Source organism: Burkholderia sp. 9120 (assembly GCF_000745015.1).
Lineage (GTDB): Bacteria > Pseudomonadota > Gammaproteobacteria > Burkholderiales > Burkholderiaceae > Paraburkholderia.
The window spans coordinates 5643910-5662552 of record NZ_JQNA01000002.1 but is presented as its reverse complement, the minus strand read 5'-3'; the positions used below and the strand labels follow the sequence as shown (position 1 = coordinate 5662552).

Genomic DNA, 18643 nt, shown 5'->3' with positions numbered 1-18643 from the left:
CGATGTCGCCGCAATGAAAAACGCCGCCGGTCAAAAACCGGCGGCGTTTTCCGTGGTGCTCGCGTTTCGCGTTGCTTAGTCTGCCGCGATTACTGGCAAGCCTTGCCGTGATCCGCGTGATAGCCCTTCGTCTTGGCATCGGCTTCGGACATGTACGAGCCTTGCTTCGTCTTACCGTAGTACTTGTCGCCGGAGCAGTGGTACACCTTGGTGCTCGTATTGACCCATACCTTGCCGGGGCCGCCGCCCGCTGCCGGCGCGCTGGACGACATCGCGGCCATCGGCTTCGGTGCTGCCGCGGGTGACGAGGCGGCGGGTGCCGCTGCCGCTGCCGGGGCGCTCATCTTGGAAGCCGCTTTCTTGTCGACGCCGCCGTGACCCCGGCAGGCGCCCTTCATCGTGGCGCCCGAGTAAGAGGTTCCGTCTTTACAGACGGCGCTCACAGCGCCCGATGACATGGCGGACGCCGCCATCGGCGCGCTGGCTTGCGCGAACGCGGCGGAGGATGCGAAGGCGGCGCTCAGCGCGAGAATCAGGAACGGCTTATTCATTTCGTAGCTCCCCAGGATAAGCACGAAGGTTACGTGCGTTCTCCAGAAACGTTAGCCGTACCGATTACGTTGACCGCCGTTCGGCCTCATGAGGGTATTTGACAATTGGGCCGTGTGACCAGCCCGTTACCCGCGCAGGCAAGCCAGGCGGGCAACGCGAGCCCGCGACACGGTTCGCGACCGGCTCAAAGCAGGGATTTCCCCTGGGCGAGAATCTTGTCGCACACCTGTTTGGTGACCTGTTCCTTCAGGCCGCCTCCGCTCAGATCCACCTGCTGGCCGCTGCCGCTACTGAGGATGCCTTTGGCGCCCTGGGTATAGCCGCTGTCCGAGGTGGACGAGCCGCCCGGCAGTTTGCTCATCAGCGAGTCCTTCACCGACGAAGCGCCGTCGCCGCTGAGATAGTTGTTCTTAATACAGAACTGCAGCACGCCGGCGACGTTGCCGGTGCTGCCTGAGGTCACGGATTGTCCCGATAGCGCGCCGCCCAGGCCGCCGAGGCTGCCGAGTGCACCGCCGGACGATCCGCCCGAGTTGCCCTGCTGAAGTAGATTGCCGAGTTGCGCGTTGGCCGCCGAAAGTGGCAGCAACGCGGCGAACAGAATCCCTGCGGTTGCGGCCCGATACGTGCGTGCTTTCATCGTGGGCTCCCTCTGAAGATTTGAAAGAGCTTCTACTATAGGTGCGTTTCGAGAGCCCTATTGTTAAACCTTGGCGACACCCGACACGTGCTGCCAGCGTCAGCAGCAATCGTGCCGCGCCTCGCGCCGCGATGCAGATCAGCTCTTGCGGAACACCACATGCGAAATGCGTTGCACCAGCAACGCGGCCGCCAGCGCCGCGACGGCCGTGAGCCAGACGCCGATATGAATCGACTGCACCAGAGCATCGCGCGCGGTGTCGATCAGCGCGAGCGTATTGAGCCCTGACGGCTTCATATCCGCGATCAGTTTCAGGCGCGAAGCGTCGTCGATCAGAATGCGCAGATCGACGAAACGCGACTGCCATTGCGACGCGGCCGGCTCGCCGAGCACGCTGAGCGTGCGCGTAACGACGTCGCGGTAGTGATGCTGCACGACAGTCGCGACGATACTCGTGCCGAGCATGCCGCCCACCATTCGGGTGGATTGCAGCAGCGCGGTCGTAATGCCGAAGCGCTCACGTCCGGCAATCTCCTGGCCGAACACATTCAGATTATTGAGGATGAAGCCGAGGCCGATACCGACCGCCGCCATCGGCAGTTCGATCCATAGGTAGGGCGTATCCGGATTGGCGAAGGCCAGCCCGATCGACGCGAACAGCAGCAGCGCAAAGCCGATCGACAGAATCCGTGTGGGCTTCTTCATGTGAATCACGATCCGCGTGTTCAGCACACTGCCGAGGGCGATACACGCGGCGATCGGCGTGGCGAGCAGGCCAGCCTGTTGCGGCGACAACCCGAAGCCGCCTTGCAGCAGCAGCGGCGCGAAGAAGATCAGCGAGAACATCACGAAGCCCGACAGCATGCCGAGCGTGAACAGCGTGACGAGTTGTGCGTCCTTGAACAGGTCGAGCGGAATGATGGGATGTGTGGCGCGTTTTTCGCACACCAGCAAGGCAATCGCGCCGGCGATCACGCAGACGGCTAGCACCAGATTGCCGGCCGTGAGGCCGTGTTTCGGCACGGCTTCGATCAAGGCCTGCAGACCGCCGAGCACCGCGGCGACCAGCGCCGCGCCGAGCCAGTCGATCTTCACTTCGCCTTCGTGCGGACGCTGAAGGTTCGGCAGATGCGCCCAGATGAAGTAGAGCGCCGCCGCGCCCACCGGCAGGTTGATCAGGAAGGTGGAACGCCAGCCCCAGTGTTCGCTCATCCAGCCGCCCAGCGACGGCCCCGCCGCGGTGCCGATCCCGTACGCGGCGGCCATCACCACTTGCCAGCGAACCCGCGCCCGCGGATCGGGGAACAGATCCGGGATCGACGCGAACGCCGTGCCGACCATCATCCCGCCGCCGATACCTTGCAGACCGCGCGCGATCACGAGGAACAGCATGTCGTTCGCGACGCCGCACAGCACGGACGCCACCGTGAACGTGATGACCGCCGCGATCACGAAGCGCTTGCGGCCGAAGTAGTCGCCGAGCCGCCCAAACACCGGCACCGTCACCACCGACGCCAGCAAATATGCGCTCGCGATCCACGCGTAGTACTCGAAGCCGTGCAGCTCGGCGACGATGGACGGCAACGCGGTGCTGACGACGGTCTGGTCGAGCGCAACCAGCATGTTGACGAGGCCGATGCCGAGCATCGCGAACAGGGCGTTTCGGAAGGGCAGGGCAGCGGCGGTCGGATTCACGGATCGGGGAGAAAGGAGCTTGTCAGGTCGACGCGGCGTGGCGGGACGCCCGTCATGGCAGAGGTTCGAGGATGTACGTCCTCTAGATGTCTGACCTCTGGATGGGTGATTATACGGGTTATCCCTTACATGAAACTATTCGCGCGGACAGCGGGGTTAAAAATTTAGCGTTCCTGTCGCCTCGGGGCCGGCGGCAGATGCTCTGACCAGGCTTCTGATAACGCGTATTATTCTTCAGATGAAAAGGGCCGGCAGGCGGCAAACATCACGCTTGAGCACATACCTGCACGGTCCTCGAATGGACAATATCGCGCAACCTGAAAGATCAGGCGGGTCACTAAAACGGGGAGTGATTTATGTTTGGTACGGGCGGGGGCGGGAGCCGCAAGGGCGACGGCGGTGGCGGCAGTAGCGGTGGCGGTGGCGGCGGCAAAAAGGGCGGTGATGCGCCCAAGCCGTCGGGTTCCGCATGGCTACCTCCTGTTCCTACGCCGCCGATTACCTCGGCGCAGGCGGGCGCCGGTACGGCTCCGCCTGTTGCCAGCACATCGCCCACTTCAGCTCGGCGTGCCATCAACGCCGCCCCCTTGCCGACTTCGGCAACGCCGGCTAGCCCCGCTGCGTTGTCATCCGTCGTGCCGCACAGCCCCAGACCCGCACCGACCGAAAGTATTGCCGCTCCTTCAGCGACCACCTCGTCGAGTGCCCCGAAGCCGACGACCGGGGAAGCGACGGCGAGTGCGCCGGGTCCATCGCTTCCGGTGCTGTCCGCGGGCGGATCTACGTTTGTGAGTCGAGGCGAGACACCGGGTCGACCGACCGTATTTCACAGGCAAAACGACGACGGCACCGTGGCCCGGTATCCTCACATTACCCAGGAACCGGGACCAGGTGGCGGTCTGCACGCAACCGATGTGGTCAACAACAAAGTGGTCAGTTATGACTTCAACCCTTGGACCGGCGCCTTTGATCAAAAACGCAAGTTAGCGCACAACCGCGGGCTGTTGTCGTTGCCGCCAGAGCATGCTCCAGAGGGGGCCGGCGTTGGATACTCGAGCGACGCGGAGTTGTTCGTGCGCGAGAACCGCCATTTGAAGGCCGGAGCGGCCGGAACGCTCGAAGTCCGTCAGGTTGAACCGGTTTCACCTCGATCGCAACGCAATGCCGGTTTTCGCCTGGAAAATGCCGCGCTCAGTGGCCACGAGTCGCTGTTGGGAGCGGCCGCACCGAGCAGTTCGAGCTCCGTCGGCCCTTTGCTCCCGCCCACACCGGCCACAACCTCGAAGCCGGCTGAAAGCAAGGAAAGGAAGAGCGATTCGGGTGGCCGCGGTGGTGGCAGTGGTGGCAGTGCCGGAGGTGGTTCGGGTGGCCGTGGCGGTGGCAGTTCGGGCGGCGGTTTTGTTGGCCGTGGCGGTGGCAGTTCGGGCGGCGGTTTTGTTGGCCGTGGCGGTGGCAGTTCGGGCGGCGGTTTTGTTGGCCGCGGCGGTGGGAGTTCGGGCGGTGGTTTTGGTGGGCGCGGCGGCGGCAGTTCCGGCGGTGGTTCGGGTGGCCGCGGCGGCGGCACGTCCGGCGGCGGCCGCGGAGGTGGCGCAACCGGCTCGGGTTCGCCGGGTCGTGGCGGAAGCGCCAACCGAGGCGGGAAGTAGCTCAGCTGCGGATTCTGTCGCGCGGGTTTATCTCGCGCGGGAGAGCTATCACCCGCTTCAACTCCGGCGATCGCCCTCGAGCAATCCATAAAGCGCGCTGTCCGACACTTCATCGCCCACAATCCAGCGTTCGCGCAACAGGCCTTCGCGGACAAAGCCGAGGCGTTCGAGCAAACTCGCCGAGGCGGTATTGCGAGGATCGATATCCGCTTCGATCCGCCGCAAATTCAACGCGCCGAACGCATGCTCGATCACCGCCGATGCAGCCTCGCTCATGAAGCCGCTTCCCCAATGCCGACGCTTGAGACTGAAACCGATCTCCGCGCGACGGCATTGCGCTTCGACGTGGAAAAGATCGCAAGTGCCGAGTACTTCTCCGGTCGCTTGCAGCTCAACCATGCGAATGAAATCCTTGCCTTCGGCGGACGCCTTCACCAACCGCGCCATGCGTTCCGTAGCCTCTTCGATGCGGGTCATCGCGGGAAACGAGAAATAGCGCATGGCCTGCTCGTCCGACCAGATGGCGAACAATGCGTCGGCGTCATCGAGACGAGGTGCCCGCAGAATGAGACGCGGTGTGGTTAGCGTAATGCGCTCGGTAAAGGGCATAGGGAATAAAGAGGAGGAGCCTTTGCGGCGAGCACAGATAGTAGCCGAGGCGAGACGCGTTTTTTTAGTGCTCGCCGTCGATTCATCTCACTCGCGTTATCGCAAGGCGCCGCTTCTCCGATTGATGCTTAACCCCTCGCCCACGCCGCCGCCGTCTCGACCGCGAAATCCCGATACGACCTCGGCTGACGCCCCAGCAAAGCCGCGAGCCGTTCGACCTCCGCCTTCGACGCGGCCGCGCCGTCCTGCTGATAGCGGCTCATCATCAGTCGCATGTCGTAAGCGAACCAGGCCGGCGCCGCTGCCTTCAGACGTTGTTCGAGCACATTGAGATCGTCGCCGCCGTAACGCACGCTACGTCCTAACGCGTCGGCCCAGATCGACGTCACGGTCTCCGCGTCGATCACATCCGGGCCGACGAGTTCATACGTCTCGCGCGGCAGACGGTTCGCCGCCCGCTCCCGGCGCAACAATTCCAGCGCGGCCGCTTCGCCGATATCGCGCACGTCGACCATCGAAATACCTTTCGCGCCGATCGGCATGCCGTACACGCCGTGCGTGAGCAACGGCTCCTTCTGACGCACGTCGTTCTGGATGAAGTACGCGGGGCGCAGCACCGTCGCCGGGATATCGAGGTGTTCGATCATCCGCTCGACCGTGTGCTTGCCGGTGAAGTGCGGCACGTCCACATACTCCGCGCCCTTGAACACCGACAGATACACCACGCCTTTCACGCCGGCTTCGCGCGCCACGCTGAGCGCCTGCAGCGCTTGCGTCAATTCGTCCGGCGCATTCGGCGCCAGCAGGAACAGCGTGCTGACGCCTTGCATCGCGCGCCGCAAGCCGTCCACGTCGGACAGGTCGCCTTGAACCGCGCTGACGCCCGCGGGGAATTGCGCTTTTTCCGGCGAACGGGTCAGCGCGCGGACTTCGACGCCGCCGCCGTTCAGATGCGCGAGAACCTGCTTGCCGATAACGCCCGTGCTGCCGGTAACGAGGATTGCCATGATGTGCTCCTTGGGTTGGATGGGCTGCGATCAGCCCGTGAGATGAACAATAGTCGTTCCATCTGATAGCCGAAAGTGCAAAAATACAGACACCTCGTCTCATATCTGGAACGATCATGGATTTGACCTCGCTGGCCGATTTCAACGCGGTGGCGCTGCATGGCGGATTCGGGCCGGCCAGCCGGGCGCTCGACCGCCCCAAGGCCACGCTGTCGCGGCGCGTGGCGGAACTGGAGGAACAACTCGGCGTGCGCCTGATCGAGCGCGGCTCGCGCACGTTGCGGCTCACCGAGGAAGGGCTCGTGCTGCATGAGCGCACGCGCGGGCTGATGACGGAGATTCAGGAGGCGGGCGAAAACGTCGCGTCGCGCGCGCCGGTGCCGCGCGGGCGTTTGCGCATCAGCGCGCCGATGGTGTTCGCGCATGTGGCGCTGGGCCCGATCGCAACGCGTTTCGCGCTGGCCTATCCGCAGGTCGAACTCGAGGTGGTGGCGGAAGACCGCATCGTCGATCCGGTGGAGGATGGTTACGACCTCGTGATCCGCATCAATCCGCCGAGCGACGAACAACTGGTGGGACGCCGTATTCTTGGCGATCAACGGTGGATGGTCGCGGCCCCTACGGTGTCGATTCCGTCGGTATCCACGAGCGATGCGGAAGCCGATGCCGAGCCCTTGCCGGTGCCCGCCGTCATGTCGGCCGCGGCGGCGCGCATCGCGCTCTGGCGGGTGCGGGGCGAGGGCGGCGAGGTACGGACGTTTGCGCCCACGCCGGTGCTGCGGCTGTCGTCGCTATTGATGGTGCGCGACGCGGTGCTGAACGGCGTGGGCGTGGCGCTTCTGCCGCGCCTGCTGGTGGAGCCCGACGTGCTGTCAGGGCGGCTCGTCTGCTGGGGAATCGATGACGGCCCGCCGGTCGAGATCTGGGCGCTCTATCATTCGCGGCGTCTGCTGAGCGCCAAGGTGCGGGCGTTCATGAACCTGCTGCAGGACTTGCCGGGCCGGGAGCGAAAACCCGAGTGACGCGACGTGCATTCAACATCGAACTTGCGATTTATCAGGCACAAACATACGAGTCTTAGGGGGCCTGCGTTGCAATGAATTTTGGCAAGATACGCTCGCGAGTTTCGAGCCGCAGCTTCTGGCCGCCGCTTCGAGCCGCTTGACTCTTTACCCAAGTGTGATTCGCCCTAAAACGTAAAACAAACGCCGACTCCAATCTCTCCATGCAACGACGCGGATTCATCAAGTCATTCGGTTTTCTCGCCTCCGGGCTACTTTCGACCAACGGCGCGCACGCGGCGGACCCGGCTCCGCTCGCACCGGTATCGGGCGACGTCGCCAACACCGCCAGCGAGACTAACGCCACTCAGGCCACTCAGGCCACTCAGGCCACTCAGGCCACGCGCCTCGCGCTCAGCCGCATCGACGCGCTCGACCGCCGTGGTCCACGTCTGCGCAGCATCATCGAACTGAATCCCGACGCATTGCGGATTGCCGCCGCGCTGGATCGCGAACGCCGTGCGGGCAAGTCGCGCGGACCGCTGCACGGCATGCCGATCGTCATCAAGGACAACATCGCGACCGGCGACCGCATGGCGACCACCGCGGGTTCGCTCGCGCTCGACGGCATTCGCGCGACGCGCGACGCCGAGCTCGTGCGCCGCTTGCGCGAGGCGGGCCTGGTGATTGTCGGTAAAACAAATTTGAGCGAATGGGCGAACATTCGCTCGACCCGTTCAACCAGCGGCTGGAGCGGACGCGGCGGCCTGACGCGCAATCCCTACGGATTGGATCGCACGACCAGCGGTTCGAGTTCCGGGTCGGCCGCAGCAGTCGCGGCGGGTATGACGACCATGGCGATCGGCACCGAGACCGACGGCTCGATCGTGTCGCCCGCGTCGATGTGCGGCGTGGTCGGACTGAAGCCGACCGTGGGTCGCGTGAGTCGTGACGGCATCATCCCGATCTCGCACAGTCAGGACACGCCCGGTCCGATCACGGCCACGGTTCGCGACGCGGCGCTGCTGCTTTCGGCACTAGCGGGTGGCCCCGATCCGCGCGATCCGCGAACGCTGCCGGCTCCGGCGGCGGACGATTATCTGCGGGCCTTGCGCAAAGACGCGCTGAAAGGCGCGCGCCTCGGCGTGGCGCGGGAGTTTTTCACGGGACACGACGAAGTCGACCAGCAGATCGACCTGGCCATCGCGCAGTTGAAGGAGCTCGGCGCGGAAATCGTCGACCCGATCGATCTGCCGAAGGTCGACTACGGCAAGGAAGAACTGGCCGTTCTGCTGCATGAATTCAAACACGATCTGCCGCTGTGGCTCGACACGTTCGCGCCGCACGCGCCGATTCATACGCTGGCCGATCTGATCGCTTTCGACAACGCGCATCGCCGAGACGAGATGCCTTACTTCGGCCAGGAACTGTTCGACCAGGCGCAGGCGCTCGGAGACCTGGACAGCGACGCGTATCGAACCGCGCTGGCAGCTTGCCGTAAGCAATCGCGCGACGAAGGACTCGATCGGGTATTGCGTCAGCACGGGCTGGATGCGATCGTCGCGCCGACAGGCGGCACCGCGTGGCTGACCGACTTCGTCAACGGCGACAGCGACGGTGGCGGCGGATTTTCGACGCCGGCCGCCGTGGCCGGTTATCCGCACCTCACGGTGCCGGCCGGCCAGGTGCGTGGGCTGCCGGTCGGCTTGTCGTTCGTCGGACCCGCGTGGAGCGAGGCGCGTTTGCTGGCGCTCGGCTATGCGTACGAACAGGCCACCCAGTGGCGCAGGCCGCCGAGCTATCCGGCACACACGGCTATGCCGTTGCCGATCCAGTCTCGAACGGCCGCTTGAACGGCGCTCGCGCCAACGCGATGCCGGGCAATTCCTCGATCACTTCCCGGTGTTCGGCCCGCATCGCATCAGTTAAGATGAATCACATGGCCGACAGACACTAGAGCAGTTGAATCGCCATTCGGTCACGATGGTTTTCATTGGGCGTCCTCGGGTTTAGGGGGTCACGTTTTGCGCCGCTTGCCAACGTCGATACGTCTCGTACCGTTTGCCTTGTGCTTCCTCGGCGCACACGCACTGTGCCTGCTGATGTTCCCGTCGCGCTCCACCCTGGTTAGCTATCCTTTTCTGATCGTCGCGCCCTTGTTCGCGTTAGCGGCCTGCGGCTGGCGCGCCCGCGCGGAGGTCCGCGCGTTGCGCATGCCGTGGGTCCTGCTCGGCGTCGGCCTGTTTCTGTGGATTCTCGGCATTGCGCTCAGCGCCTGGGAAGATATCTTCCAGCAGATTCCCGAGAGCATCGCGTGGTTCTCCGACTTCAGCTATTTTCTCTACGCCGTGCCGATCCTCCTTGCGATCGCGTCGGTGTCGAACCGCCAGCGAATTCCGTTTTTCGTGTGGATGGACGGCATTCAGGCGGTCGTGACCGCTTACCTCGCGTACATCACGATCTTCTCCGTCGTGCCGTTTTCAGGCCATGCACTCGCGCCGATCTCGGCCTCGGTGCTGGTGCTGACCTACGACGTCGAGAACGGCCTGCTGGCCGTTGCGGCAACCTTGCGCCTGCTGGTTCAACCGCGCAATGCCGGTCGCCGGTTCTACGAAATCTTGTGCGGCTATTTGTGGGTCTACGCGCTTGTCGCCGCGGCGTACAACCACTGGGCTGCGGTTTCCGACGGCCATGCGTTGATGGACGTGATCGTCGACATTCCCTTCCTGCTGTTGAGCATGGCATGCATGACGCGTCCGTCAAACACAGCCGATGCGGACACGGCCGACTGGAAGAGGCCGCTCGCGGTGATCATCGAAAACGTCAGTCCGATCGCCTACACGCTGGCGCTGCTTGCGTTGAGCATCGTCCTGATGCGCGAACACTTTTACGTCGGTACGGTAGGCATATTTACCGCACTGGTGGTGTACACGATCCGCACCACGACCTTGCAGAGCCGGCTGGTTCGAACCCAGCAGGAGTTGAGCGATGCGCGCGACCGCCTCGAAAAAATCGCGCTGACGGATGCGTTGACCAACGTCGCCAACCGCCGTTGCTTCGATCAAACGCTGGCGCTCGAATGGAGCCGCGCGGCGCGCACGCAGCATCCGCTCGGCGTGTTGCTGATCGATATCGACTACTTCAAGAAGCTGAACGACCGCTACGGTCATCCGGCCGGCGACAAATGCCTTGTTGCGGTGGCGGCCGCGTTGCAGGTGGCGCTGCCGCGCGGCGGCGATCTGCTGGCGCGCTATGGCGGCGAGGAGTTCGCCGCGATCCTGCCGGCCACCGACGAAGACGGCGCGCGTCGCGTGGCCGCGAAAATGCTGAGCGCGGTTCAGGCGCTGCGCATCCGCAACGAGACGCCGCTGGGCGATCACGTCACCGTCAGCATCGGCGTGGCGGTGGCCGTGTCGGAATCGGCGGGCGTGGGCTCCACGCATCAGATCGTCGAAGCCGCGGACCAGGCGCTCTATCGCGCGAAAGGCGGCGGGCGCAATCGCATCGAGGCCTTCGTGCCGCGCGATTATCAGGGGAGTGGTTCGATCTAATTCGCATGACCGCGACGTCGATGCAGCTCGACAAAGGGTTTGTCTCTAGACATATCGCCGTCACAGTTGCCGATAAACGGATTGAATGGCCGCATTCAGCCGGGCCATAAAAATAACGATAACTCGAAAAGACTTCGTTCAATCCGTCGACACCGATCTGAGGCGTGGGCATGCATCGATTCAGTTTCACGCAGAAACTCTGGCTGCCGCTCGTCGTCAGCCTGATCGCACTACTTGCCGTATCCGTTTCGGCGGCGTGGCTATCGCGTCAGACACGCATCGAGGAACGCAAACACGATCTGGTGAACGTGGCGCACGTGGGCCTTAGTATCGTCAACGAATATGCGGCGCTGGCGCAAAGCGGCGCGCTCAGCGAGGCCGACGCGCGCAAGCAGGCGCTCGAACGTCTGCGCGGCATTCGCTACGGCGAAGACGGCTATTTCCTCGTGATCGATTCGACGCCGCGCATGATCATGCATGCGATGAAGCCCGCGCTGAACGGCAAAGAACTCGCCGCGACCGCCGACGCCGACGGCCGCCATCACTACGTGGCGTTCGCCGCGGTCGCGCAGGCGCCGCAAGGCGGCTTCGTGGATTACGTGTTCCCGCATCCGCAAGACCCGCCCTCCGCCGCGGTCGGCAAGATCGGCTACGTGGTGCGTTACGCGCCGTGGGACTGGATCATCGCAACCGGCGCTTACGTGGACGATATCGACGCCGCGTTCAGGGAGTCCTTGTATTTCGTCGGCGGCGTGTTCGCGGCCGTCGCGCTGCTGCTGTCCGCGCTGGTGAGTCTCACCAATCGCAGCATTCAGCGCGCCATCGGCGGCGATCCGGTTTATGTGGCTGAGGTGGCCGGCGCGATCAGCAACGGCAATCTCGTCGTGCCGATCCAGATCCGTCACGGCGACGAATCGAGTCTGCTGCTCACCATGCAACGCATGCGCGACGCGCTCGCGCAGACGATTGAACAGATCAAGGGCGCGGCCGACAAAGTGGCGATCGGCGCGCGCGAGATCGCGGGCGGCAACGCGGATTTGTCGGCCCGCACGGAGAGTCAGGCGGCGTCGCTGCAGGAAACCGCCGCGAGCATGGAACAGATGACCGCGATGGTCCGGCAGACGGCGGAGAACGCACAGACCGCCAGCCGGCTCACGGCGAGCGCGGAGCAGATCGTCAATCGCGGCGGCGAGATGGCGGCCGAGGCAGTGTCGACCATGCAGGAAATGTCGGCGGAGTCGCAGCGCATGGTGGAGATCATCGCGGTGATTGAAGGCATTGCATTTCAGACCAATATCCTCGCGCTCAACGCGGCGGTCGAGGCCGCTCGGGCCGGCGACGAAGGGCGCGGTTTCGCAGTGGTGGCCGGCGAAGTGCGGACCCTGGCGCAGCGCAGCGCGTCGGCGGCGAAAGAGATTCGTACGCTGATCAGCCGCGCGGCGGAAAAGGTCGAGAACGGCGCCGAGTTGGTCGGTAAAACCGGCGCGACGATTCACGACGCGCGCGACGCGATTGCGAAAGTGTCGGGCGTCATGCGCGATATCGCCGCCGCGGCCGCCGAGCAGAGCGCGGGCATCGATCAGGTCGGCGACGCCGTCACGCAGATGGATAGCGTGACGCAGCAGAATGCGGCGCTGGTCGAACAGGCGGCGGCCGTCGCGCAGACGCTCACCGAGCAGGCGAAACTGCTGCAGGTGTCGATCTCCACGTTTCACTTGCGGGACGGTTCGACTGGTGCGTCCGCAGCGCCGACGAATGCGCGAACCGCACGTCGGGATCCACGCGGCCTCGCTACCGCGCTATGAATCGGCATTAAAACGCTGGACATGTCTGCGTCTTTCAACGGATGAGCCGAATATAATCGGTCAGCCTTTGGAGGATCTCATGTGCATCGCATTTCGACATCTTCAGTCAAAGCAGCGCCTGGCTAGCCCGCTCCAGTGACGCGGCGGATCGCGTGGCTTCGTCACGTGGTTGTGCGCGCAAGCGTCGGCGCCGTTGGCCTGGTGCTTGGCCTGCATCACGCCATGGCGGCGGACGACGGCACCGTCACGCTATACGGCGTGCTCGACACCAGCGTTGAAATCACCAACCCGGGCTCAGGATGGACGTCGCGTCTCGACTCGGGCGCTTATCGCGGCTCGCGAATCGGGCTGCGTGGCGCCGAGCCGATTGGTGCCGATACCTATGTGGTGTTCGCGCTGGAAAACGGCTTCAGCAGCGCCGACGGCACGCTGCAAACGCCGGGTGTGATATTCAACCGCCAGGCATGGATCGGCTCGCGGGGGCGTTGGGGCGAAGTGCGTTTCGGCCGCCAGTATTCGCCGATCTATATTCCGTTCAAAGGCGATCTCGACGCGTTCGGCGCGGGCACCATCGCGTCCGGGCTCAACAACCTCTCGAAGATCACGCCCTACACGAATAACGCGATCACCTATCTGTCGCCGCAGGTCGGTGGTTTTGACGCAACGGTCATGATGGCCCTGCGCGATGCGTCGGAGAGCGACGGTAACGGCGTCGACGGTTACTACGTGACGGCCCGTTATCAGATCGACAACTTCAAGCTGCTGTTCGCGCGTCAGCAGACGCACGGCGCCGCTGCGCTACGCGCCAATCTCGGCGGCGCGAGTTACGCGATCGACAAGGTCCGCGTGTGGCTGTCGTTTTTCAACGGCGATGGCGGCTCGCCGCTGTATCACGGTGCGGGTGGTTCGCTGTCGGCGCAATACCGCTTTTCCGCTGACGTGCGCGCTTCGCTGGGCTATGCGCATGTGCGGGATTTCACGGGAGAAGGCGCGAGCGCCGATCAGTTCAGCGCGTCGTTCGAATACAACTTTTCGCGCACGCTGCTGTTTTATTTCACCGCGGCGTATCTCGCGAATCACGACGATGCCAGCTTCACGCTGCGTGGCGTCAACGTGACCGGCTTGCCGGTTGCGTATCCCGGTGCGCCGGTCAAAGGCGTGCAGCTGGGTCTGGTGCAGCGGTTCTGATCGGCGCGAGATCGCCGGTATTCCATAGCCTGGCTCACGGTACCGCGCGCTCAATGTGCCGCATGCGCGTGCTGTCGCAATTCACCGGGAATGAACACATGCTCCAGGCCGCCGCCATCGAGCCACTCGCGCGTTTTTCCGGCGGCCCGATCAATCAGCCGATCGCATTGCGTGTAATCGTACGGAGAGATTTCGAGCGGGCAGAGCGGCGGTACGACGAAGATGTCGGCGCGCGTCGAGTAAAACTCCAGATCGCGAACGAGCTGGCGAGCAATGACCAGCGTGAGCGCGTGCATGGCCTGGCCGATCGGACTGGAAGGCGGCGCGCGCAGCGCGCACGCAAAGCCGGCCGGCAGTACCACGATGCGCGTGGCGCCGAGACCGACCGCGACCGAAATGGGCGTGTTGTTGGCGACGCCGCCATCCACCAGATCCACCCCGTCGATCCGCACCGGCGGAAACACGCCGGGAATCGCCGCGCTGGCGAGGACTGCGTCCACCACCGGTCCGGACGAGATCACGACTTCGTTGCCCGACAGCACCTCGGTCGCGACGATATGCAGCGGCAAGGCCGCCTGCTCGATGCGCGCGTAGCGCAGGTTTTTTTCCAGCAGCGCGCGCAGGGCTTTGGCTTCCACCAGATGCGGACGGCGCCGCAACAGAAGGTCGAGCAGCCCGAGCATCGAAAACGGCATGATGTCCTGGCGGCGGATGCGGCACCAGAGCGCTTCCAGTTCCGCGACGCCCTCGGCATTCGGCGTGCCGGCGAAATAGGCGGCATTGATCGCGCCCGCGGAAGCGCCGACGACGCAACCGGGACGCTCGCCGCGATTGAGCAATTCCCGCAGCATGCCGACTTCGATCGCGCCGAGACTACCGCCGCCCGCGAACACGAACGCGGTCAGCGGCGCGCGCGCCGCGCCGGTGGACGGATCGGACTGCGTGGGTTGAATCGATGACATGACGGTCTCCACGACACGCCGGGCGCCTTACCAACGCAACAGGCGCGGCCCCAGCAATGCACCGATGATAGTCGGCACCAGCATGCCGAGCAGGTACCACACGCCCCAGAACGGAATCCCCATCTCGGGACAATGCAGACAATAGGCGAGCGTGGCGGTCGAGCCGGCCAGCAGCCCCCCCGCCGCGCCGGCCAGCGCGAGGCGGGTCGGCGCGAGTCCTTTGAGCGCCCAGAAAATGGCGATGAAGCCCGGCACCGACAGCATCGTGATATTGAACGGGCAGACGCGCCACGTTTTGCCGAGCACCAACGCGAGCCGCAAGTCGGTCGGTGCGGACATCAGCACATAGAGTCCAGCCAGCCACACCACGGCCACCGGCAGGGCAACCAGCAGACGGCCGCTCGCGCCCAGAGCCGCGCCGGGTCGGGCGAGCCGGGTGGATAGTTGCAGCGCGCCGAGCATCAGGCACAGCGGCAACGCGATCTTCGCCCAGAAGATCGGCGTGGCCGCCACTTCCGCCAGGTCGCGGCGCACGCCGAGCAGCACCGCGACGAGCAGCGTCGCGCCGACCGCGCCGACCAGCACGGCGAGGCTGAAGCGCTTGGCGAGCAGGTGCCGGTCGACCGGCGCGGCGCCCGTTGCAAGCAGGGAAATCAAGTCGTCCGTTTTCATCGCGTTCCTCGAATCTTTGCAGCCAGCGCCTTGAGCCCACGGTGTACGCCGATTTTCACCGCCGATTCCGACAGGCCCGTCATCTGCGCGGTCTCCGACACGGAGAGCCCTTCCAGTTTGACGTGCACGATCGGCAGCCGCTGGCGGTCCGGCAACTGTTCAAGGAGCTTGCCGAGATCGCGCTTGGCCTGCGCCGGCTCCAGATCGGGCGCGGCCAGCAACTCGAAGGCGTCGTCGAGCGGATCGTTCAGCGCGTCGTAACGCGAGCGCGCCCGAAAGTAATCCGTCAGCTTGTAGCGTGCGATCGCGTGAACCCATGCGGTCAGCGGTTCCTCGGGCCGGTAGGTGTGCCGCCCGTTGTGGACCGCCAGCAGTACTTCCTGCACGAGATCTTCGATATCGCCCGGCTGGCTGTGCAAACGCCTCCTCAGAAAACCGCGCAAGTGCGTGCTCAACTCCGACAGGAACCGCCGATACGCCGCTTCGTCGCCATCCATGCCTTTGAGAAGCAGCGCCTGCAGGTGCTTCTCCTTGATTTGCAACGTCGCGTCATCGTTAGTTCGATCCATCGGTCGCTCTGGTTACACAAAGAGTGAAATTTATTTTGCGCAGATTTTACGCTGCCGCGCGCGTGGACCCAAACCGCCGCGAAACGCAGTCGGCGCGGCCTGCGTGAAAATTTTTTCGCGTTGCTGTAACCGGTTGTCGAAAGTCGTCGAATTACCTTCCAGCAAACGCAAGCAAATCCGGCACTGCCTGAACCGCCCGCGCTGCTACCTACCCTGAAACGAAGTCTCTTGAGGAATCCATCATGAACAACCTTAAACTCGCCGCCGCCGCTCTCGCCCTCGCTTCGCTCGCTAGCGGTGCTTTCGCTCAAACCCAACCGGCCGCCGGCGGCGCGATGGAGAAATGCTACGGCGTGGCCATGGCCGGCCACAACGATTGCAAGGCCGGCGCCGGCACGACGTGCGCGGGCACCTCGAAGATGGACTTCCAGGGCAATTCGTGGAAGAACGTGCCGGTCGGCACCTGCACGACGATCAAGACGCCGCACGGCACGGGTTCGCTCTCGCCGATGGAATCGTAATTCGCCGCGCCGCTCGCCGATCATGAAGACGCTAACCCACCTGGGCGCCGGTTTGGGCCTCAAGCCCGACCACTACGCGCAGGCCCACGACTGCAATGCGGAAGGTCTGTGGTTCGAGGTTCATCCCGAGAACTACATGGTCGACGGCGGCCCTCGCCTCGCATGGCTGGACGCGATTCGCAGCCGTCATCCGCTGTCGTTGCATGGTGTGTCGTTGTCGCTGGCGGCGGATAGTGCGCCCGACGCGGCCCATCTGCAAAGACTGAGGGCGTTGGCGGATCGCGTCGAGCCCACGCTGGTCTCGGAGCATCTCGCCTGGTCCACGTGGCGCGGCGCGTATCACCCCGATCTGCTGCCGTTTCCACGCACCCGCGAAGCGCTCGTGCGTATCGCGGACAACATTGCCCGCACTCAGGATGCGCTCGCGCGGCGCATCGCGATTGAAAACCCCACGCATTATCTTCAGCTCGACGGTCATCAAATGGACGAGCTGACGTTTCTCGGCGACCTGTGCCGCACGACAGGGTGCGGTCTGCTGCTCGACGTGAACAACGTTTATATCAGCGCGCACAACCTCGGCTTCGACGCGGCGTCGTATCTCGACGCGGTGCCGGCGGACTCGGTGATGGAAGTTCATCTCGCCGGACATAGCCGCGACACTCACGGCGCCACCACGCTGCTGATCGACTCGCACGATGCACCGATCGCCGACGACGTCTGGTCGTTGTACGGCCACCTGATCGAACGGATCGGCGCGAGACCCACGCTGATAGAACGTGACGATCACATTCCGCCGTTCGACGATCTGCTGACGGAACGCGCGATCGCTCAACGTTTATTGGCGAGTACGGAGGCGATGGTATGAACCGCTCGCTCAGTCACTTCCAGGATGCATTCGCGGGCGCGCTATACGACGCCGATGCGGCGTCGCCCTTGCTCGCTTCGCTGCTCGCGCAACCGGGCTTCGCGGTGTATCGCAACAACGTCGTGAAGGCTTGCATCGACGCATTGCAAGCGAACTTTCCGAGCGTGGAGCGACTGGTCGGCAGCGACTGGTTTCGCGCGGCCGCGGCGATTTATGTGCGCCGGCAAGCGCCTTCGGACGCGCGGCTGCTGTACTACGGCCACGATTTCCCCGCGTTTCTGGACGACTTCGAACCGGCTCGCGAACTGCCTTATCTGGCGAACGTCGCGCGGCTCGATCGCCTGTGGACCGAAACGCACGCGGCCGCGGATGAACCCGGCATCGACGTTGTCTCACTGGCCTGCCTTGCGCCGGAAGCACTCGGGCGGCTGACGCTGCCGTTGCGCGCCGCCGTGCGTTGGCAATGGTTCGCCAACCAGCCAACCTACACGATCTGGCGTTGCAATCGCGAAGCGATCGAGCTGCCGTCGGAACTGGATTGGTCGGGCGAAGGCGCATTGCTGACACGGCCCGAAGGCGCGGTGCAGTGGCGGCCGCTCAGCGCGGGCGGCTGTGTATTTCTCGACGCGTGCGCGGCTTCGCAGACCCTCGACGCCGCCGCGCAAAACGCGCTCGACGCGCAACCCTCACTCGATTTCATGCAACTTCTCGGCGACCTGATCGCGGCGGGCGCATTCGCTGCGATCGACATTGCCCCTCACTGAACACTTTGACCGACACGGAGATTCACATGGAAGCGATCCAGAACACGGCGCCCCGCGCGCACACCACGTTGCGCGGACGCTGGAACGCGCTAGCCGCGAAGCTGCAAGGTTTGATCAACGACTCGCTGTTGTCGCTGGTGGCGCGCTTCGCGATTGCCGCGATCTTCTTCATGTCGGGACGCACGAAGGTGAGCGGCATTCTCACGTTGACGCCGAGCACGTACGAACTGTTCCGCACCGAATACAAGCTGCCGCTCGTCCCGCCGGAAATCGCCGCGCACATTGCCGCCTATTCGGAGCATCTTTTTCCGTTGCTGCTGGTGCTGGGTCTGTTCTCGCGTTTTTCCGCGTTCGCGCTGCTCGGCATGACGACGGTGATCGAGGTATTCGTTTATCCGGACGCATGGCCGACGCATCTGTCGTGGGCCGGCTTGCTGCTGGTGATCATCGGACGCGGTGCGGGCGTGTTCTCGCTGGACCATAAGTTCGGCATCCGTTAAGGGCAGCGCCGCGCGTGCGCGGCTCTGCTGTTCCCGGTGAGTCAGCACCAACCTTGGTGTTTTGCCTTAATTGACATCCGTCCGTTATTCGTGACA

Annotated in this window: 18 protein-coding genes; 10 read left to right on the top strand and 8 right to left on the bottom strand. The window is 64.2% G+C overall.

What is annotated here, in order from left to right; all coding sequences use genetic code 11:
* Nucleotides 1-89: 89 nt before the first annotated feature.
* From FA94_RS33190 to FA94_RS33180, 3 genes are all read right to left on the bottom strand, one after another.
* A complete protein-coding gene (locus tag FA94_RS33190) occupies nucleotides 90-551 on the bottom strand; it encodes a DUF3761 domain-containing protein (protein ID WP_035559691.1) in 462 nt (153 codons plus the stop codon).
* Between the two features lie 185 nt (nucleotides 552-736).
* Nucleotides 737-1192 carry a YjjA family protein gene (locus FA94_RS33185; protein WP_035559689.1) on the bottom strand — a complete coding sequence of 152 codons (456 nt, stop codon included), beginning with the start codon at nucleotides 1190-1192 and terminating at the stop codon, nucleotides 737-739.
* Between the two features lie 138 nt (nucleotides 1193-1330).
* Nucleotides 1331-2839, bottom strand: coding sequence for an MFS transporter (locus FA94_RS33180; protein WP_035559686.1), 1509 nt, complete (start codon nucleotides 2837-2839; stop codon nucleotides 1331-1333).
* 962 nt (nucleotides 2840-3801) lie between these two features.
* Between FA94_RS33180 and FA94_RS38940 the strand changes: the two genes are divergently transcribed.
* On the top strand, nucleotides 3802-4533 hold the full coding sequence (locus FA94_RS38940) for a hypothetical protein (RefSeq protein WP_156126762.1): 732 nt from the start codon (nucleotides 3802-3804) through the stop codon (nucleotides 4531-4533).
* Nucleotides 4534-4590: 57 nt separating this feature from the next.
* Here the strand turns inward: FA94_RS38940 and FA94_RS33170 are convergent, their stop codons facing one another.
* Nucleotides 4591-5142: a GNAT family N-acetyltransferase gene (locus FA94_RS33170; protein WP_035559683.1), complete on the bottom strand. Its 552-nt coding sequence runs from the start codon at nucleotides 5140-5142 to the stop codon at nucleotides 4591-4593.
* A 128-nt stretch (nucleotides 5143-5270) separates the two neighbouring features.
* A complete protein-coding gene (locus FA94_RS33165; protein WP_035559680.1) occupies nucleotides 5271-6149 on the bottom strand; it encodes an NmrA family NAD(P)-binding protein in 879 nt (292 codons plus the stop codon).
* A gap of 116 nt (nucleotides 6150-6265) precedes the next feature.
* Here FA94_RS33165 and FA94_RS33160 point away from each other — a divergent pair, with 116 nt between their 5' ends.
* The 5 genes from FA94_RS33160 (at nucleotide 6266) to FA94_RS33140 (ending at nucleotide 13694) form a co-directional block, all read left to right on the top strand.
* On the top strand, nucleotides 6266-7171 hold the full coding sequence (locus FA94_RS33160) for a LysR family transcriptional regulator (RefSeq protein ID WP_035559677.1): 906 nt from the start codon (nucleotides 6266-6268) through the stop codon (nucleotides 7169-7171).
* A gap of 203 nt (nucleotides 7172-7374) precedes the next feature.
* Nucleotides 7375-9003: an amidase gene (locus tag FA94_RS33155; RefSeq protein WP_035559674.1), complete on the top strand. Its 1629-nt coding sequence runs from the start codon at nucleotides 7375-7377 to the stop codon at nucleotides 9001-9003.
* Nucleotides 9004-9183: 180 nt separating this feature from the next.
* Nucleotides 9184-10701: a GGDEF domain-containing protein gene (locus FA94_RS33150; protein ID WP_156126761.1), complete on the top strand. Its 1518-nt coding sequence runs from the start codon at nucleotides 9184-9186 to the stop codon at nucleotides 10699-10701.
* A gap of 170 nt (nucleotides 10702-10871) precedes the next feature.
* Nucleotides 10872-12506 carry a methyl-accepting chemotaxis protein gene (locus FA94_RS33145; protein ID WP_035559668.1) on the top strand — a complete coding sequence of 545 codons (1635 nt, stop codon included), beginning with the start codon at nucleotides 10872-10874 and terminating at the stop codon, nucleotides 12504-12506.
* Between the two features lie 222 nt (nucleotides 12507-12728).
* Nucleotides 12729-13694 (top strand): porin, encoded by a 966-nt coding sequence (locus tag FA94_RS33140; RefSeq protein WP_051981429.1) that lies wholly within the window; start codon nucleotides 12729-12731, stop codon nucleotides 13692-13694.
* A 50-nt stretch (nucleotides 13695-13744) separates the two neighbouring features.
* Here FA94_RS33140 and FA94_RS33135 read toward each other — a convergent pair whose 3' ends face one another.
* The 3 genes from FA94_RS33135 to FA94_RS33125 are packed head-to-tail and all read right to left on the bottom strand — an operon-like array spanning nucleotide 13745 to nucleotide 15897.
* Nucleotides 13745-14656 (bottom strand): patatin-like phospholipase family protein, encoded by a 912-nt coding sequence (locus FA94_RS33135; protein ID WP_051981029.1) that lies wholly within the window; start codon nucleotides 14654-14656, stop codon nucleotides 13745-13747.
* Between the two features lie 27 nt (nucleotides 14657-14683).
* The gene (locus FA94_RS33130) at nucleotides 14684-15328 is read right to left on the bottom strand and encodes a DUF1109 domain-containing protein (RefSeq protein WP_035559666.1); all 645 of its coding nucleotides are present in this window, start codon (nucleotides 15326-15328) and stop codon (nucleotides 14684-14686) included.
* A complete protein-coding gene (locus FA94_RS33125) occupies nucleotides 15325-15897 on the bottom strand; it encodes a sigma-70 family RNA polymerase sigma factor (RefSeq protein ID WP_035559663.1) in 573 nt (190 codons plus the stop codon). The genes FA94_RS33130 and FA94_RS33125 overlap by 4 nt, the downstream gene beginning before the upstream one ends.
* Before the next feature lie 242 nt (nucleotides 15898-16139).
* Between FA94_RS33125 and FA94_RS33120 the strand changes: the two genes are divergently transcribed.
* From FA94_RS33120 to FA94_RS33105, 4 genes are read left to right on the top strand one after another with little or no spacing between them, the layout of a single operon-like run.
* A complete protein-coding gene (locus FA94_RS33120; RefSeq protein ID WP_035559660.1) occupies nucleotides 16140-16418 on the top strand; it encodes a BufA1 family periplasmic bufferin-type metallophore in 279 nt (92 codons plus the stop codon).
* A gap of 22 nt (nucleotides 16419-16440) precedes the next feature.
* On the top strand, nucleotides 16441-17283 hold the full coding sequence (bufB, locus tag FA94_RS33115) for an MNIO family bufferin maturase (RefSeq protein WP_035559657.1): 843 nt from the start codon (nucleotides 16441-16443) through the stop codon (nucleotides 17281-17283).
* Nucleotides 17280-18047 carry an HvfC/BufC N-terminal domain-containing protein gene (locus FA94_RS33110; RefSeq protein WP_035559655.1) on the top strand — a complete coding sequence of 256 codons (768 nt, stop codon included), beginning with the start codon at nucleotides 17280-17282 and terminating at the stop codon, nucleotides 18045-18047. Before bufB ends, FA94_RS33110 begins: the two co-directional genes overlap by 4 nt.
* Before the next feature lie 26 nt (nucleotides 18048-18073).
* Nucleotides 18074-18547: a DoxX family protein gene (locus FA94_RS33105; RefSeq protein ID WP_035559652.1), complete on the top strand. Its 474-nt coding sequence runs from the start codon at nucleotides 18074-18076 to the stop codon at nucleotides 18545-18547.
* Nucleotides 18548-18643 lie beyond the last annotated feature (96 nt).

What these genes read in the sequence shown, in the direction of transcription:
- FA94_RS33180 (WP_035559686.1), bottom strand. Translation starts at nt 2,839, where the DNA reads ATGCTCGGCATCGGCCTCGTCAACATGCTGGTTGCGCTCGACCAGACC.
- FA94_RS33170 (WP_035559683.1), bottom strand. Translation starts at nt 5,142, where the DNA reads ATGCCCTTTACCGAGCGCATTACGCTAACCACACCGCGTCTCATTCTG.
- FA94_RS33185 (WP_035559689.1), bottom strand. Translation starts at nt 1,192, where the DNA reads ATGAAAGCACGCACGTATCGGGCCGCAACCGCAGGGATTCTGTTCGCC.
- FA94_RS33130 (WP_035559666.1), bottom strand. Translation starts at nt 15,328, where the DNA reads ATGAAAACGGACGACTTGATTTCCCTGCTTGCAACGGGCGCCGCGCCG.
- FA94_RS33165 (WP_035559680.1), bottom strand. Translation starts at nt 6,149, where the DNA reads ATGGCAATCCTCGTTACCGGCAGCACGGGCGTTATCGGCAAGCAGGTT.
- FA94_RS33135 (WP_051981029.1), bottom strand. Translation starts at nt 14,656, where the DNA reads ATGTCATCGATTCAACCCACGCAGTCCGATCCGTCCACCGGCGCGGCG.
- FA94_RS33155 (WP_035559674.1), top strand. Translation starts at nt 7,375, where the DNA reads ATGCAACGACGCGGATTCATCAAGTCATTCGGTTTTCTCGCCTCCGGG.
- FA94_RS33125 (WP_035559663.1), bottom strand. Translation starts at nt 15,897, where the DNA reads ATGGATCGAACTAACGATGACGCGACGTTGCAAATCAAGGAGAAGCAC.
- bufB (WP_035559657.1), top strand. Translation starts at nt 16,441, where the DNA reads ATGAAGACGCTAACCCACCTGGGCGCCGGTTTGGGCCTCAAGCCCGAC.
- FA94_RS33140 (WP_051981429.1), top strand. Translation starts at nt 12,729, where the DNA reads ATGGCGGCGGACGACGGCACCGTCACGCTATACGGCGTGCTCGACACC.
- FA94_RS33105 (WP_035559652.1), top strand. Translation starts at nt 18,074, where the DNA reads ATGGAAGCGATCCAGAACACGGCGCCCCGCGCGCACACCACGTTGCGC.
- FA94_RS33190 (WP_035559691.1), bottom strand. Translation starts at nt 551, where the DNA reads ATGAATAAGCCGTTCCTGATTCTCGCGCTGAGCGCCGCCTTCGCATCC.
- FA94_RS33160 (WP_035559677.1), top strand. Translation starts at nt 6,266, where the DNA reads ATGGATTTGACCTCGCTGGCCGATTTCAACGCGGTGGCGCTGCATGGC.
- FA94_RS33120 (WP_035559660.1), top strand. Translation starts at nt 16,140, where the DNA reads ATGAACAACCTTAAACTCGCCGCCGCCGCTCTCGCCCTCGCTTCGCTC.
- FA94_RS33110 (WP_035559655.1), top strand. Translation starts at nt 17,280, where the DNA reads ATGAACCGCTCGCTCAGTCACTTCCAGGATGCATTCGCGGGCGCGCTA.
- FA94_RS33145 (WP_035559668.1), top strand. Translation starts at nt 10,872, where the DNA reads ATGCATCGATTCAGTTTCACGCAGAAACTCTGGCTGCCGCTCGTCGTC.